Raw genomic sequence first — 14189 nt, forward strand, 5'->3', positions numbered from 1 at the left:
CTCAGAAGGTCTGGCCGGCGATCATGACCAGGTGCTCGACAACAGGACCGAGGGCCAATGCCGGGAAGAAGGTGAGACCACCGACGATCAGGATCGTGCCGATGAGCAGGCCGACGAAGAGCGGCCCATCCGTCGGGAAGGTACCTGCCGAGGCGGGTACCGTCTTCTTCGTCACCAGCGAACCGGCAATGGCGAGCGCCGGGATGATGACGAGGAAACGGCCCATCAGCATGCCGAGACCAAGCGTGATGTTGTACCAGGGCGTATTGCCCGTCAGGCCGCCGAAAGCCGAGCCGTTGTTGGCCGCAGCCGACGTATAGGCATAGAGGATTTCGGAGAAACCGTGCGGGCCGGCCGTGCCGACCGAAGCGACTGCCGAAGGCAGGACGCTGGCGATCGCGGTGAAGACCAGCATGGCGAGCGGCAGGCAAAGGATGGCAAGAACGGCCATCTTCATTTCCTTCGCCTCGATCTTCTTGCCGAGATATTCCGGCGTGCGGCCGACCATCAGGCCTGCGACGAAGACAGCGACGATGATGAAGAGAACGATGCCGTAGAAACCCGCACCAACGCCGCCGACGATGACTTCGCCGAGCTGCATGTTGATCAGCGGGATCAGGCCGCCGAGCGCGGTGAAGGAGCCATGCATGGCATTGACCGCACCGCAGGAGGCAGCCGTGGTAACGACCGCAAACAGCGAGGACATGGCAACGCCGAAGCGGACTTCCTTGCCTTCCATGTTGCCGCCAGCCAAGCCGAAGGCGTGCATCAGCGGGTTGCCGGCAGCTTCAGCCCAATAGGTGACGCCGACGCCGACCATGAAGAGGACGCCCATCGCCGTCAGGATCGCCCAGCCCTGGCGCTGGTTGCCGACCATGCGGCCGAAAACGTTGGTGAAGGCTGCGCCAATCGCAAAGATCGAGACCATCTGAATGAGGTTTGAGATTGCGTCCGGGTTCTCGAACGGATGGGCCGAGTTGGCGTTGAAGAAGCCGCCCCCATTCGTCCCGAGCATCTTGATGGCGAGCTGCGAGGCAACGGGGCCGAGGGCGATCGTCTGCTTGGCGCCTTCGAGCGTGGTCGCATCGACATAGGGACCAAGCGTCTGCGGTACGCCGAGCCAGACATAGGCGAGCGTCAGCACGATGCAGATCGGCAGCAGGATATAGAGTGTGGCTCTGACCATATCGACCCAGAAATTGCCGATCGCCTTGCCCGAGGCACGCGAGAAGGCGCGGATCAGACCGATGGCGATGGCCATGCCGGTCGCAGCCGACACGAAGTTCTGAACCGTCAGGCCCATCATCTGCGTCAGGTACGACATGGTGCTTTCGCCGCCATAATTCTGCCAGTTGGTATTGGAGACGAAACTGGTGGCGGTGTTGAAGGCGAGTTCCGGCCCGACCGCGGTCATGCCGGCCGGGTTATAGGGCAGTACGTTCTGGAACCGCATCAGGAGGTAGAGAACGATGACGCCCATCAGGTTGAACATCAGCATGGCGAAGGCATAGGAGGTCCAGTGCTGGTCTTCGCGCTCGCTGGTGCCGGCGACGGCGTAAAGCCCTCGTTCGATCGGAACGAGGACCGGTGAAAGGAATGTGCGCTCGCCGCTGAAGACACGCGTCATGTAACCGCCGAGCGGTTTGACGAGCACAAGGACGATCCCGCAGTAAAGCAGGATCTGAAGCCATCCGTTGAGGGTCATGGGAGGAAACTTTCAGTACCCGGCTGCTTCTGGATGAGAAGCGCCGGCGCTTTCAGAAACGTTCTGGGCGGATGAGAGCGTAGGTGAGGTAGACGGTGAGAAACACGGTCACGGCACCGCTCAAGATGTAATCGAGGGTCATCTGTTCTCTCCTGTCAAAGCCTGTCGCAGGCGCGTGTATAGGCAAAGCAAAGTCCGAAGAATACGATTGCAGTGCCGAGTAAAATTATATCCATCATCGATCTTGACTCCGGTTGTTATTCTTGGAGTCAGACAAGACAAAGGGCGCCGGCTCGCAGAGGCGGCACCTTTTATGCTTTCTGGCGTGGAGATGATCTTTGCGATCTCTCGGACATTAATATGCGACCGAAGGGCATAAAGGTTCGAGATTGGGCGAAGGGTATCTATATAAAAATCTTATAAATGCCTTTATGCGGTCGGAGGGGCCAGTGAGAACGCTTCAACAGACAAAAACGCCGTGTCCAACGACACGGCGCAATATCAGATGGCGAAATATCGCAGCGTTCAAGGCTCAACCCTAAACTGGTAGTGGCCTTCGGCGCTGTGGCCGTCCATCGAGAGTACGCGCCAGTTGAGTGTATAAACACCGGGCGCCATGGACGGATCGAGAGGAACCTTGAAGACCGAACCTTCCGGTCCTGAAAGAAACGGCTTGCCGGTCGGCAATGTCAGGCCCTGGGCATCGAGAAGGGTGGCGGTCGAACGAGCGAGATCGACAGGGCCAGTGAACGTGAGCTCCAGATTGGCCGGCACCAGCCTTTCTTCCTGCTGCGGTGGCGGAAGGGATGCTTCCTCGATCGCCGCGGACGCCTCGGTTGCGGCAAAGAGAAGAGATGCGAACAGGCAGAATGACACAATCGATTTCATGACGGTCTTCCTTGTATTGCCGATCCGCATGGTGCCGGAAGCGTCATGCCCCCGCCACGCCATGCCGGCGCATGCCTAATAACGCTGCGGAGGCCGATTTCGATCCCGCGCCCGTGCAACAACCCTAACCGGCTGAAGCAATGCCTGCGGCTCGCGATCCTGATGGATTGCAGCAACAGCCTCATCCACCAGGTTGCGCCAGAATTCGCGGAGCTGCCGCGTGATCTGAGAGTTGGAAACCAAGTTTCGGCCGACATTGTCGTTGTCGTGCTTCATCGCTTTTCTCCTTCCCACTATGTCGTGGTCGTTGAAGATAAATGTAGTCCTCGCCGGGCTTCTCCGGAATCATACGGACGTCTAGGAAGAGCTTATCTTTCGGGTGATAATCATGTGAGCATTTCGTCACATAGCGAGCAAAAGCCTGACAGAGATGATTGAATTGCTGCGGCTTGCAGTCTTATAGTCGCCAGAACGGCGCCCCATGAACCGCGGGAGCCATAGGGAAGGAAACCGATCATGACAAAAGTCCGTGCGCTGGTTCTGGAGCGCCAGCATGAGCTTGCGCTTCGCGATATCGATCTGCCTCTGGAGACAGGTCCGGGGCAGGTGAAGATCAAGATCCATACCGTTGGTGTCTGCGGCTCCGACGTGCATTATTATACGCACGGCAAAATCGGTCCATTTATCGTCAACGAGCCGATGGTGCTCGGCCACGAAGCGGCGGGCACGGTGGTCGAGGTCGGCTCCGGCGTTACTTATCTGAAGGTTGGCGATCGCGTTTGCATGGAGCCTGGCATTCCTGATCCCAATTCCAAGGCAAGCCGGCTCGGCATGTACAATGTCGATCCGGCCGTCACCTTCTGGGCGACGCCGCCGATCCACGGCGTGTTAACCCCCGAGGTCGTGCACCCGGCCAATTATACGTTCAAGCTGCCGGACAATGTCAGCTTCGCCGAAGGCGCAATGGTCGAGCCTTTCGCGGTCGGCATGCAGGCAGCCACCAAGGCGAAGATCGCACCCGGCGACACGGCCGTTGTCCTCGGCGCCGGCCCGATCGGCACCATGGTTGCGATCGCCGCGCTCGCTGGCGGTTGCGCCCGTGCGATCGTTGCTGATCTTGCCCAGCCGAAGCTCGATATAGCTGCGCAGTATCAAGGTGTCATTCCGGTCAACATTCGCGAAAAGAACCTTGCTGAGGAAGTCGGCCGGCTGACTGATGGCTGGGGTGCGGATGTCGTCTTCGAATGCTCAGGTTCACCGAAGGCCTGGGAGACGATCATGTCTCTGCCACGTCCGGGCGGCGCTATCGTCGTCGTCGGCCTGCCGGTCAATCCTGTCGGTTTCGACGTCTCGACGGCTTCGACGAAGGAAATTCGCATCGAGACGGTGTTCCGCTACGCGCATCAGTATGAGCGCTCGATCGCGCTTCTCGGATCGGGGCGTGTCGACCTGAAGCCGCTGATATCAGAGACGTTCACCTTCGAAGATTCGATCAAGGCCTTCGATCGTGCGGTCGAGGCACGTCCTGATGATGTCAAACTGCAGATCGTCATGGACTAGGACCCTTTACGGGTACTTGACCAAATTTCCTCTTGCGAAGCACCAGCGCCGCGCCCGCGATCAGGGCCGCGGCGCCAAGTGCTATCAGCAGATGATGATGCAGTGGCAGGCGGCCGAATATCTGGTGAATTCCGTGGCCGAAGGCATAACCAAGCGCGGTGAAGAGCTGTCCCCAGACGAGCGCCGCCAGGAGGTTGAGCACGAGAAACCTCTGCGTCGAGATGTGTGTCGTGCCGATGACGATCGGGCTGATCGTCCGCAATCCCACCAGAAAGCGGAACGCGAAGATGAACCCGGTCGGATATTTTTCGAGAAGTCGCGTGACGCGTGCAAGCGCCGGTGTCTCCATCACGCGGCGAACGAAGTTCCATTGGGCTGCATAGCGGCCGGCAAAGAACCACATCTGATCTCCGGCGAATGATCCCGCCGAAGCTGCCATCGAGGCGGCCCAATAGGTTAGAAGCTCGCGATGCGCGATGACGCCGCCGAGAAAGGCAGCAGTTTCGCCCTCGAAGGCGGTGCCGAGAAAGATTGCCGGCAGGCCATAATTTTCGATCAGCAGTTCGATATTCAATGACCGGCCTCCGGCTGATTGCGATCTATCAGATCGCCTTCAAATCACCCAGAAGCGTCGGGATCAATTCCGAAACGGTGGGATGGATCGGTACCGACCACTGCAGCACCGGATAGGTCGTCCCGGCATTCATCGCATCGATGATGCCGTGAATCACCTCGTCGCCCTCGATCCCGAGGATCGCCGCACCCAGGATTTCCTTGCTCTCCGCATCCGCGACCACCTTCATGAAGCCCTTGGTTTCGCCGCGCTCATTGGCGCGGCCGACCTTGCTCATCGGGCGGGTCGACACCATGATCTTGCGGCCCGAGGCGCGTGCCTGCTTTTCCGTCATGCCGACGCGACCAAGCGGCGGATCGATATAGAGGGCGTAGGCGAGAATGCGGCTCGACAGTTTCCTGTCGCCACCGTCCAGCAGATTAGCTGCGGCGATCTCGAAGTCATTGTAGGACGTATGGGTGAAGGCACCGTGGCCGTTGCAATCTCCGAGTGCCCATATACCTTCGACATTGGTTGCCAGCCGGTCATCGACGGTAATGAAGCCGTGCTTGTCAGTGGCCACGCCAGCGGCATCGAGACCGAGGTCGTCGGTATTCGGCGTCCGGCCGGTCGCGACGAGCACATGGCTTGCTTCGATTGTTTCCTTGTCGACCGTGACCGTCGCGCCATTGTTGGTTCTGGCGAAGCTAATATCCTTGACGTCTGTATGGATCTTGATGCCCTCGGATCTGAGGATATCGGCGATCGCATCGGAAATATCCTCGTCCTCGCGGGAGGCGAGTTTCGGGCCGCGCTCGATCACCGTTACCTCGGCGCCGAAACGCCGGTACATCTGTGCAAATTCCAGGCCGATATAGCTTCCGCCGATAATGGCAAGATGCTTCGGCAGGCTGTCGAGATGTATGATACCGGTGCTAGTGAGATACTCGATATCGCCAATGCCCGGCATGTCGGGGACGACAGGGCGAGCGCCGACATTGAGGAAGATCTTCGGCGCCGTCAGCGTCTCGCCGTTGACGACGACTTCCTTCGGGCTCGTGAAGCGGGCGTGGCCGTAGATGACGGTCATGGTTTTCATGCCGCTGAACCAACTGCTCAAACCGTTGCGGGCATTCATGATGATTGTTTCTGCTCGACCCCGCACGGTCTTCATGTCGATAGCGATTTCGCCCGGTATCCGCACACCGTAATCGGCGCCGTGCCGCGCCACGTAGGCGGCGCGCGCACTTGCGACCAGCGTCTTTGTCGGCATGCAGCCTGCGTTGACGCAGGTGCCGCCGAGGAACTTGCGTTCGATCAGCGCCACCTTCATACCCTTTTCCGCCATGCGGGCAGCGAGGAATGGGCCGGCCTGGCCGGCGCCGATGAAGATTGCGTCGAAGCTCTTCATCAGACTGCCCACGCGATAATAATGGCACCGATGACGGCCACGGCATCCTCTATCAGGGCTGCCGGCCGATCCTGGCCGAAAGAGGCCGCGAGCTTGCTGCGCACCGCAGCCCCGCCAAGCGTGCCGATGACAGCGCCGATGACGCCGGCGAGAAGGCCTCCGAAGAGCAGGCTGCTGGCCGCGCCGATGACTGCGCCGGAAAGTGCCCCCATAACGATGCGTGCGCCGAATTGGACGGGCACCTTGCGCGAGGGGGTGGTCGGCAGCTGGTCAGTGATGAGCTCGACGACAGCCAGCACCGTGAAAATCCACGGTGTCCACTGGTAGCCCATGAAGGCGAGCGGTGTCTGGGAGACATCGAACCAGCCGAGCGCCGCGCCCCAGGCCACGGCGGCAGGTGCGGTCATGGCGCGAAGACCGGCAATGACGCCGATCAGAAGTGCGAGCAGCAGAAACATATGCAAATCCCCCTTGCACCGTCGGCCTGTCTGCCGCGGTGAGGGGAGGTTTGCACATTGTTATCCAGCTTGCAATTCGCCTCGTGCGCGACTGAATCAGTTGGAGAAGGCTGCAATGCCTGTGATCGCGCGACCGAGAATAAGCGCATGAATGTCATGCGTTCCTTCATAGGTATTGACCACCTCGAGATTGACGAGGTGGCGGGCGACGCCGAATTCGTCGGAAATGCCGTTGCCGCCCAGCATGTCGCGGGCTGCTCGCGCAATCTCCAGCGCCTTGCCGCAGGAATTGCGCTTGAGGATCGATGTCAGTTCGACGGGTGGATGGCCCTCTTCCTTCATGCGGCCGAGACGTAGACATCCCTGGAGCCCGAGCGATATTTCGGTTGCCATATCGGCAAGCTTCTTTTGAATGAGCTGGTTGGCGGCGAGCGGCCGGCCGAATTGCTGGCGGTCCAGCGTATATTGCCGAGCCGTTGCATAGCAGGCTTCGGCCGCGCCCAGCGCACCCCAGGCAATGCCGAAGCGAGCGGAGTTGAGGCAGGTGAACGGTCCCTTGAGACCGCTGACATGGGGCAGCAGGTTCTCTTCCGGTACGAAGACATTGTCCATGACGACTTCGCCTGTGATCGAGGCGCGAAGTCCGACCTTGCCCTGGATCTTTGGAGCCGACAGGCCCTTCGAGCCTTTTTCCAGGATGAATCCGCGAATAAGTCCATCCTCGGTCTTTGCCCAGACGACAAAGACATCGGCAATCGGCGCGTTCGAGATCCAGGTCTTGGAGCCCGTCAGGCTATAACCGCCATCGACCTGCTTTGCCCGTGTCGCCATGGAGCCCGGATCAGAGCCGTGATTGGGCTCGGTCAGGCCGAAACACCCGATCCATTCGCCGGTCGCAAGCTTCGGCAGATATTTCTTCTTCTGCTCTTCGGAACCAAAGGCGTCGATCGGCACCATGACAAGCGAGGACTGTACGCTCATCATCGAACGGTAACCGCTGTCGATCCGCTCTACTTCGCGGGCAATCAGCCCGTAGGCGACGTATCCGAGGCCAGCGCCGCCATATTCCTGATCGATTGTCGGGCCGAGAAGGCCGAGTTGGCCCATCTCCCGGAATATTTCCGGATCGGTCTTTTCGTTGCGAAAGGCTTCAAGAACACGGGGGGCGAGCTTTTCCTGCGCGTAAGCATGGGCGGTGTCCTGCACCATGCGCTCCTCGTCGGTCAGCTGTTCCACGAGCCGAAACGGATCAGCCCAGTCGAAAACCTCGCGCGTATGCCGCATGTCCAGTCTCCTCACCTGTAATCACGCATGCCTGACTTAAGGTCGCATAGACCTGCCTGTTTGCGGCGTCAACAAGGCGACCATCCCGACAAAGATCAGGGCACATCTTTTCAAATGCCGGCTGGTGCGCCAGTTTGCGCGCAATGGATTCGGATGTGAGGAGCAGACATGTCATCGAGCGATCTCTTCGTATCGGCGGAAGGTGCCGAATGGGTAAACCCCGAACCGGGCGTGACTCGCCGTATCATGGCCTATCTGCCCGAGATGATGATGGTGGAGGTCGCTTTCGAGGCGGGCGCCGTGGGTGCGGCTCATTTCCACCCGCATATCCAGGCAAGCTATGTCGCCGAAGGTAGCTTCGAGGTGACGATCGATGGTCGCACCGAAGTCTTGAAACAGGGCGGCAGCTTCATTGTGCCACCCAATCTGGTCCATGGTGTCAAGGCATTGGAAAAGGGGCGCCTCATCGACACCTTTACTCCGCATCGCGCCGAATTCCTGAAGTAGTCACATTTCTGCCTTTGCCTTTCGAGCTGCGGCGGAGCCAATGTAGGGCGGTATGAAACAGGCGTCTTCGCTGCGCACGGCTTCGCGCAGGAAGTCGATGACGGCGCGCACGCGCGGCGCCTGCTTCAGATCCCGATGGCAGGTGATCCAGTAATGCCGCTTGAGATCGATCTCGTCAGGCAGCACGCGCACCAGTTCGGGATAACGGCAGGCAAAGAAATAGGGCAGGATGCCGAGGCCCAGACCGTTTCTGGTGGCCGTCAACTGCGCGAAGATGCTGGAACTCTGGAATTGCGGCTTGATGCGCGGATGCACGTCGCCGAGATAATCTAGCCCCGGTGCGAAGATCATTTCCTCGATATAGCTGATGAAGGGATGGTTCAGCAGGTCGTCACGCGTGGCGATGGGTGCTGCGCGGGCGAGATAGTCGCGCGAGGCGTAGACCTGCAGATGATAGTCCGTCAGCTTTTCCGCAAAGTAGGGGCCACCTTTGGGCTCGTCGAGGACGACCGAGATATCCGCCTCCTTACGGGAAAGCGACATGATCTGCTGGATGGTGACGAGTTCCAGTGCCAGATGCGGATGGCGGGCGGCAAATTGCGGCAGGACGGTCGCAAAGAAGAAATTCGCAAAACCTTCCGGTGCGCTGAGGCGCACGAGGCCGCGCTGGCTGAGCGAGCCATCGGCGAGATCGGCGCGCAGCCGTTCCGTTTCCTGTTCCATCTTCTCGGCGGTTTCTACAAAACGTGTGCCCATGGCAGTCAGCACGTAACCGCGCGGATTGCGCTCAAAGAGCTTGACCTTCAATGCGAATTCCAGCCGATCAATGCGCCGTGAGACGGTCGCATGGCTTGAGCGCAACTGCCGGGCCGCCGTTGAAAGCTGGCCCGTGCGGGCGACGGCTAGAAAAAACTGCAGATCGTCCCAAGTAAACTGCGAAGCATGGCTCATCGGCGTCGCCCATCCGTCTACGTCTTTGGTCTAATGTCGCCCGGCAACGAGAGCGCTGCGACTGTTGGCGGAGCACCATTATGACGGGTTCTGTTCAAAAACGAACAGATACTGTTTGGAATTAGATGTAAACCGCCAGTTGCCTCGTGGAGGAAATTCCGTGATCGTAAGGGTGGAGCGGCCGCTTTGAGGAGAGTGGATCGCCAAATTTGAACAGATTCGCGATCTGGCCAATCTCTGGGAGGAGAGAATATGCGAAAGAATTTCATTGCGTCCATTGCATTTTTGCTTGCAAGCAGCACCGCCGTGTTTGCCCAGAGCGCAGCTATTTCCGATGGTAAGGTCAAGATCGGCATCCTGAACGACCAGTCGGGCGTTTATGCCGACTTTGGCGGCAAATCCTCTGTCGAGGCCGCCAAGATGGCCGTCGAGGACTTTGGCGGCAAGGTGCTGGACATGCCGGTCGAGATCGTCGATGCCGACCACCAGAACAAGCCTGATATCGCCTCCAACATTGCCCGCCAGTGGTATGACACCGAACAGGTCGATGCCATCATGGAACTGACGACCTCTTCGGTTGCGCTCGCAGTCCAGGCGGTCGCCAAGGAAAAGAAGAAGATCGATATCGTCACGGGTGCTGCGACGACTGATCTCACCGGCAAGGCCTGCTCGCCTTATGGCTTCCACTGGGCCTATGACACCCATGCACTTGCCGTCGGTACCGGCGGGGCACTGGTCAAGCAGGGCGGCGACAGCTGGTTCTTCCTGACGGCGGATTACGCTTTCGGCTACTCGCTGGAACAGCAGACCACCGACTATGTAAAGGCAAGCGGTGGCACGGTCGTCGGTTCGGTACGCCATCCCTTGTCGACACAGGACTTCTCATCCTTCCTGCTGCAGGCACAATCATCGGGCGCCAAGGTTATCGGCCTTGCCAATGCCGGCCTCGATACGTCGAATGCCATCAAGCAGGCGGCAGAGTTCGGCATCACCCAAGGCGGCCAGCATCTGGCGGCATTGCTCTTCACGCTCGCCGAAGTTCACGGTCTTGGCCTCGAAGCAGCTCAGGGCCTGACGTTGACGGAAGGCTATTACTGGAACCGCGACGACGACAGCCGCGCATTCGCCAAGAAATTCTTTGCCCGTACTGGCAAGATGCCGAACATGATCCACACCGGCACCTATTCGGCGGTTCTGCAATATCTCAAGGCGATCCAGAAGGCCGGAACGGATGAGACGGAGGCCGTCGCCAAGCAGTTGCACGAAATGCCTGTCGATGACGTCTTCGGCCGTGGCGGCACGGTTGGCCCGAACGGTCGCATGATCCATGACATGTACCTGCTGCAGGTCAAGAAGCCCGCGGAAAGCAAGGAGCCGTGGGATTACTTCAACGTTCTCGCCACCATCCCGGGCAAGGAAGCCTATATCGACCCCGCCAAGAGCGGCTGCGATCTGGTGAAGTGAACGATGGCGGTTTCCGCGATTGAAACTGGAGCCAAGCCGCGGGTGGTACTCTCCGCCCGCGGCCTGCGCCGCGATTTCGGCGGCTTCACGGCCGTCAAGAATGTCGATCTCGATGTGCATGATGCGAGCGTCCATGCACTGATCGGGCCGAACGGTGCCGGCAAGACGACGGTGTTCAACCTGCTCACCAAGTTCCTGCAGCCGACATCAGGCGCCATCACGCTGATGGGGACCGACATCACCAGGACGCCGCCGGACCGGGTGGCGCGCATGGGCCTCGTCCGTTCATTCCAGATCTCTGCCGTCTTCCCGCATCTTTCCGTGCTCGATAATGTCCGGGTCGCCCTGCAGCGGCCGAATAATCTTTCCACGCAGTTCTGGCGACCGCTTTCGGCGCTCGACAGCCTCAATGATCGGGCCGAGCAATTGCTCGCCAGTGTCGGGCTTTCCAAGGAGCGTGATCATATCGCCGCCGACCTCTCCTATGGGCGCAAGCGTGTACTGGAGATTGCGACCACTCTCGCGCTCGATCCGAAAGTGCTGCTTCTCGATGAGCCGATGGCCGGTATGGGGCAGGAGGATGTCAGCGTCGTCTCCGCCATCATTCGCGATGTCGCCCGCGACCGCGCGGTTCTGATGGTCGAGCACAATCTGTCCGTCGTTGCCAATATCTGCCAGCATGTCACCGTGTTGCAGCGCGGCGAGATCCTCGCCGAGGGCGACTACGCAACAGTCAGTCAGGATGAGCGCGTGCGCCAGGCCTATATGGGCACGGAGGAGCATCACTGATGGCGCCGCTTCTGGAAGTTCAGGGGCTGAACGCCTGGTATGGCGAAAGCCATATCCTGCACGGCATCGATATGATGGTCGGCGAGGGCGAGATGATTACCATTCTCGGCCGCAACGGCGTCGGCAAGACGACGACTTTGCGCACCATCACCGGTATTGTGCGCTCCCGGAAGGGAAAGATCAGCTTTGCTGGGACGGATATGATGCAGGTGCCGCTGCATAAGACCGCCCATAAGGGCATCGGCTTCGTACCGGAGGAGCGCGGTATTTTTTCGACGCTGACGGTTTCGGAAAATCTGATGCTGCCGCCGGTCGTAGCGCCCGGCGGCATGACCCTCGATGAAATCTACGAGCTTTTTCCGAACCTTTACGAGCGGCGCACGAGCTCCGGCACCAAGCTCTCGGGCGGCGAGCAGCAGATGCTGGCGATCGCCCGCATTCTGCGCACCGGCGTGCGCCTGCTGCTGCTCGATGAGCCAACCGAGGGGCTGGCGCCTGTTATCGTGCAGCGGATCGGCGAGGTTCTCAGGACGCTGAAGGAGCGCGGCATGACGATCGTGCTCGTCGAGCAGAATTTCCGTTTCGCAAGCCGTATTGCCGATCGCTTCTATCTGATGGATCATGGGCAGATGGTCTCGGAATTCCCGGTCGGCGAACTGCCGCAGCGCATGGATATGCTGCACAAGGTTCTGGGAGTGTGACGCGATGACGATGATCTTCGGCATTCCCTTGCAGGCACTGCTCGGCCAGCTGCTGATCGGCCTGATCAACGGGTCCTTCTATGCGCTTCTGAGCCTTGGTCTTGCGATCATTTTCGGTCTTCTGCGTGTCATCAACTTCGCGCACGGCGCCCAGTACATGCTCGGCGCCTTCGTGGCCTACCTGCTCTTGAACTATCTCGGGATCAGCTACTGGCCGTCGCTGATCCTGGCGCCCGTCATCGTCGGATTGGCCGGTGCTGTCATCGAGCGGCTCTTCCTTCGCCGGCTCTATGATCTCGATCCGCTCTACGGCCTGCTCTTCACCTTCGGTCTGGCGCTCGCAGTCGAAGGCACGTTCCGCTATCTCTACGGCTCATCCGGCCAACCCTATGCGACGCCACCGGCACTGGCCGGGGGCGTGAATCTCGGCTTCATGTTCCTGCCGATCTATCGCGGTTGGGTGGTGGTCGTTTCGCTCGTCGTCTGCATCGGCACCTGGCTGCTGATCGAAAAGACCAAGCTCGGCGCCTATCTGCGCTCGGCGACGGAAAACGCCACGCTCGTGCAGGTCTTCGGCGTCAACGTCCCGGTGCTCCTGACCTTTACCTATGCGCTCGGCGCCGGCCTTGCGGCCTTCGCCGGCGTGCTCGCCGCCCCCATCTACCAGGTCTCGCCGCTGATGGGCTCCAACATGATCATCGTCGTCTTTGCCGTGGTCGTCGTCGGCGGCATGGGGTCGATCATGGGCGCCATCATCACGGGCTATGTGCTTGGCATCGCGGAAGGCCTAACCAAGGTCTTCTATCCGGAGGCCTCCAATATCGTCGTCTTCGTCATCATGGCGATCGTGCTTCTCATCAGGCCCGCGGGCCTCTTCGGCCGGGATGCGTGACATGGCTGACATCACCGAAACCATCCGAACGGAAAAGAGCCGCACTGCTTTATCGGTGCAGACCGCGTTCCTGATCATCGGGCTCCTGCTTCTCTTGCTCGCGCCCTTCTTCTTCTACCCGATCTTCCTGATGAAGCTGCTTTGCTTCGCGCTCTTTGCCTGTGCCTTCAACCTGCTGCTCGGCTACACGGGACTGCTGTCCTTCGGCCATGCCACCTTCTTCGGCGGAGCTGCCTATTTCACCGCCTATACGGTGAAATCCTGGGGCTTTCCGCCCGAGCTCGGCATCCTCGTCGGCGTCGCCGGGGCCGCATTTCTGGGCCTCGTCATGGGTTTCTTTGCGATCCGCCGCCAGGGTATCTATTTCGCCATGATCACGCTGGCGCTGTCGCAGATGTTCTTCTTCTTCTGCTTGCAGGCAAAATTCACTGAAGGTGAGGATGGCATCCAGTCTGTGCCGCGCGGCCACCTCTTCGGCTTCGTCGATCTCAGCAGCTCCACCAACATGTATTATTTCGTGCTGGCGGTGTTCCTGATCGGACTTCTGATCATCTGGCGCTTCATCAATTCGCCCTTCGGCATGATCCTGAAATCGATCCGCGAGAACGAGCAACGGGCAATCTCGCTCGGCTATTCCGTGGCGCGTTACAAACTCGGAGCCTTCGTAATGTCGGCAGCTCTTGCCGGGCTGGCAGGATCGGTCAAGGCTCTGGTCTTTCAGTTTGCGACGCTGACGGATGTCGCTTGGCAGATGTCGGGTGAGGTGATCCTGATGACCCTGCTCGGCGGTATCGGCACGCTGATCGGCCCGGTATTCGGCGCTGGCCTCGTCGTGACGCTGCAGAATTATCTCGCGACGTCGGAATTTCCGGTGACTATCATCACCGGCGTGGTCTTCATGATCTGCGTGCTGATCTTCCGCCGTGGTATTATCGGCGAATTCTACGCCTCGCGGCTCGGGCGTAAACTGGGCTTTGTCTACCGCCGCTGAACGGGCGGACCTCTTTTCCTGCAATGGGAAAAGAT

16 protein-coding genes are annotated in these 14189 nt (G+C 59.7%); 7 read left to right on the plus strand and 9 right to left on the minus strand.

The features are described 5' to 3' along the window. Window position 1 precedes the first annotated feature (1 nt). From kdpA to FHX06_RS14040, 4 genes are all read right to left on the minus strand, one after another. Complete coding sequence (gene kdpA / locus FHX06_RS14025) at window positions 2-1705, minus strand: potassium-transporting ATPase subunit KdpA (RefSeq protein WP_183879709.1); 1704 nt, start codon at window positions 1703-1705, stop codon at window positions 2-4. A gap of 52 nt (window positions 1706-1757) precedes the next feature. Next, window positions 1758-1847: a K(+)-transporting ATPase subunit F gene (locus FHX06_RS14030; RefSeq protein WP_016556800.1), complete on the minus strand. Its 90-nt coding sequence runs from the start codon at window positions 1845-1847 to the stop codon at window positions 1758-1760. Between the two features lie 383 nt (window positions 1848-2230). Beyond that, window positions 2231-2593: a copper resistance protein CopC gene (locus tag FHX06_RS14035; RefSeq protein WP_029868888.1), complete on the minus strand. Its 363-nt coding sequence runs from the start codon at window positions 2591-2593 to the stop codon at window positions 2231-2233. Between the two features lie 75 nt (window positions 2594-2668). After that, window positions 2669-2869: a hypothetical protein gene (locus tag FHX06_RS14040; protein WP_029868889.1), complete on the minus strand. Its 201-nt coding sequence runs from the start codon at window positions 2867-2869 to the stop codon at window positions 2669-2671. A 240-nt stretch (window positions 2870-3109) separates the two neighbouring features. Between FHX06_RS14040 and FHX06_RS14045 the strand changes: the two genes are divergently transcribed. Then, a complete protein-coding gene (locus tag FHX06_RS14045; protein WP_183879710.1) occupies window positions 3110-4153 on the plus strand; it encodes an NAD(P)-dependent alcohol dehydrogenase in 1044 nt (347 codons plus the stop codon). On the opposite strand, the gene FHX06_RS14050 is transcribed toward FHX06_RS14045, so the two are convergent. The 4 genes from FHX06_RS14050 to FHX06_RS14065 form a co-directional block, all read right to left on the minus strand. Beyond that, window positions 4143-4727, minus strand: coding sequence for a DedA family protein (locus FHX06_RS14050; RefSeq protein WP_112546235.1), 585 nt, complete (start codon window positions 4725-4727; stop codon window positions 4143-4145). The two genes, FHX06_RS14045 and FHX06_RS14050, sit on opposite strands and share 11 nt — an antisense overlap. A gap of 28 nt (window positions 4728-4755) precedes the next feature. Beyond that, on the minus strand, window positions 4756-6117 hold the full coding sequence (locus FHX06_RS14055) for an FAD-containing oxidoreductase (RefSeq protein WP_183879711.1): 1362 nt from the start codon (window positions 6115-6117) through the stop codon (window positions 4756-4758). Then, complete coding sequence (locus FHX06_RS14060) at window positions 6117-6575, minus strand: DUF4126 family protein (protein ID WP_113114443.1); 459 nt, start codon at window positions 6573-6575, stop codon at window positions 6117-6119. The genes FHX06_RS14055 and FHX06_RS14060 overlap by 1 nt, the downstream gene beginning before the upstream one ends. A gap of 96 nt (window positions 6576-6671) precedes the next feature. Further along, on the minus strand, window positions 6672-7859 hold the full coding sequence (locus tag FHX06_RS14065; protein WP_183879713.1) for an acyl-CoA dehydrogenase: 1188 nt from the start codon (window positions 7857-7859) through the stop codon (window positions 6672-6674). 168 nt (window positions 7860-8027) lie between these two features. Here FHX06_RS14065 and FHX06_RS14070 point away from each other — a divergent pair, with 168 nt between their 5' ends. Next, window positions 8028-8366 carry a cupin domain-containing protein gene (locus FHX06_RS14070; RefSeq protein WP_113208356.1) on the plus strand — a complete coding sequence of 113 codons (339 nt, stop codon included), beginning with the start codon at window positions 8028-8030 and terminating at the stop codon, window positions 8364-8366. On the opposite strand, the gene FHX06_RS14075 is transcribed toward FHX06_RS14070, so the two are convergent. Continuing rightward, complete coding sequence (locus FHX06_RS14075) at window positions 8367-9317, minus strand: LysR family transcriptional regulator (RefSeq protein WP_112546240.1); 951 nt, start codon at window positions 9315-9317, stop codon at window positions 8367-8369. A 252-nt stretch (window positions 9318-9569) separates the two neighbouring features. On the opposite strand from FHX06_RS14075, the gene FHX06_RS14080 reads away from it, so the two are divergent. The 5 genes from FHX06_RS14080 to FHX06_RS14100 are packed head-to-tail and all read left to right on the plus strand — an operon-like array spanning window position 9570 to window position 14154. Continuing rightward, on the plus strand, window positions 9570-10781 hold the full coding sequence (locus FHX06_RS14080) for an ABC transporter substrate-binding protein (protein ID WP_183879715.1): 1212 nt from the start codon (window positions 9570-9572) through the stop codon (window positions 10779-10781). A 3-nt stretch (window positions 10782-10784) separates the two neighbouring features. Beyond that, complete coding sequence (locus FHX06_RS14085; protein WP_112546241.1) at window positions 10785-11570, plus strand: ABC transporter ATP-binding protein; 786 nt, start codon at window positions 10785-10787, stop codon at window positions 11568-11570. Continuing rightward, window positions 11570-12271, plus strand: a complete 702-nt coding sequence (locus tag FHX06_RS14090; RefSeq protein ID WP_029869009.1) for an ABC transporter ATP-binding protein — start codon at window positions 11570-11572, stop codon at window positions 12269-12271. Before FHX06_RS14085 ends, FHX06_RS14090 begins: the two co-directional genes overlap by 1 nt. Window positions 12272-12275: 4 nt before the next feature. Then, window positions 12276-13163: a branched-chain amino acid ABC transporter permease gene (locus FHX06_RS14095; protein WP_112546243.1), complete on the plus strand. Its 888-nt coding sequence runs from the start codon at window positions 12276-12278 to the stop codon at window positions 13161-13163. A 1-nt stretch (window position 13164) separates the two neighbouring features. Continuing rightward, complete coding sequence (locus FHX06_RS14100) at window positions 13165-14154, plus strand: branched-chain amino acid ABC transporter permease (protein ID WP_183879717.1); 990 nt, start codon at window positions 13165-13167, stop codon at window positions 14152-14154. Window positions 14155-14189: the final 35 nt, after the last annotated feature.

It is taken from the genome of Rhizobium sp. BK512 (assembly GCF_014194915.1).
In the GTDB taxonomy this organism is placed as follows: domain Bacteria; phylum Pseudomonadota; class Alphaproteobacteria; order Rhizobiales; family Rhizobiaceae; genus Rhizobium.

Excerpts from the sequence above, each read along its gene's own strand:
- FHX06_RS14045 (WP_183879710.1), top strand. The coding sequence starts at position 3,110 with ATGACAAAAGTCCGTGCGCTGGTTCTGGAGCGCCAGCATGAGCTTGCG.
- FHX06_RS14065 (WP_183879713.1), bottom strand. The coding sequence starts at position 7,859 with ATGCGGCATACGCGCGAGGTTTTCGACTGGGCTGATCCGTTTCGGCTC.
- FHX06_RS14095 (WP_112546243.1), top strand. The coding sequence starts at position 12,276 with ATGACGATGATCTTCGGCATTCCCTTGCAGGCACTGCTCGGCCAGCTG.
- FHX06_RS14075 (WP_112546240.1), bottom strand. The coding sequence starts at position 9,317 with ATGAGCCATGCTTCGCAGTTTACTTGGGACGATCTGCAGTTTTTTCTA.
- FHX06_RS14080 (WP_183879715.1), top strand. The coding sequence starts at position 9,570 with ATGCGAAAGAATTTCATTGCGTCCATTGCATTTTTGCTTGCAAGCAGC.
- kdpA (WP_183879709.1), bottom strand. The coding sequence starts at position 1,705 with ATGACCCTCAACGGATGGCTTCAGATCCTGCTTTACTGCGGGATCGTC.
- FHX06_RS14060 (WP_113114443.1), bottom strand. The coding sequence starts at position 6,575 with ATGTTTCTGCTGCTCGCACTTCTGATCGGCGTCATTGCCGGTCTTCGC.
- FHX06_RS14040 (WP_029868889.1), bottom strand. The coding sequence starts at position 2,869 with ATGAAGCACGACAACGACAATGTCGGCCGAAACTTGGTTTCCAACTCT.
- FHX06_RS14090 (WP_029869009.1), top strand. The coding sequence starts at position 11,570 with ATGGCGCCGCTTCTGGAAGTTCAGGGGCTGAACGCCTGGTATGGCGAA.
- FHX06_RS14035 (WP_029868888.1), bottom strand. The coding sequence starts at position 2,593 with ATGAAATCGATTGTGTCATTCTGCCTGTTCGCATCTCTTCTCTTTGCC.
- FHX06_RS14055 (WP_183879711.1), bottom strand. The coding sequence starts at position 6,117 with ATGAAGAGCTTCGACGCAATCTTCATCGGCGCCGGCCAGGCCGGCCCA.
- FHX06_RS14100 (WP_183879717.1), top strand. The coding sequence starts at position 13,165 with ATGGCTGACATCACCGAAACCATCCGAACGGAAAAGAGCCGCACTGCT.
- FHX06_RS14030 (WP_016556800.1), bottom strand. The coding sequence starts at position 1,847 with ATGACCCTCGATTACATCTTGAGCGGTGCCGTGACCGTGTTTCTCACC.
- FHX06_RS14085 (WP_112546241.1), top strand. The coding sequence starts at position 10,785 with ATGGCGGTTTCCGCGATTGAAACTGGAGCCAAGCCGCGGGTGGTACTC.
- FHX06_RS14070 (WP_113208356.1), top strand. The coding sequence starts at position 8,028 with ATGTCATCGAGCGATCTCTTCGTATCGGCGGAAGGTGCCGAATGGGTA.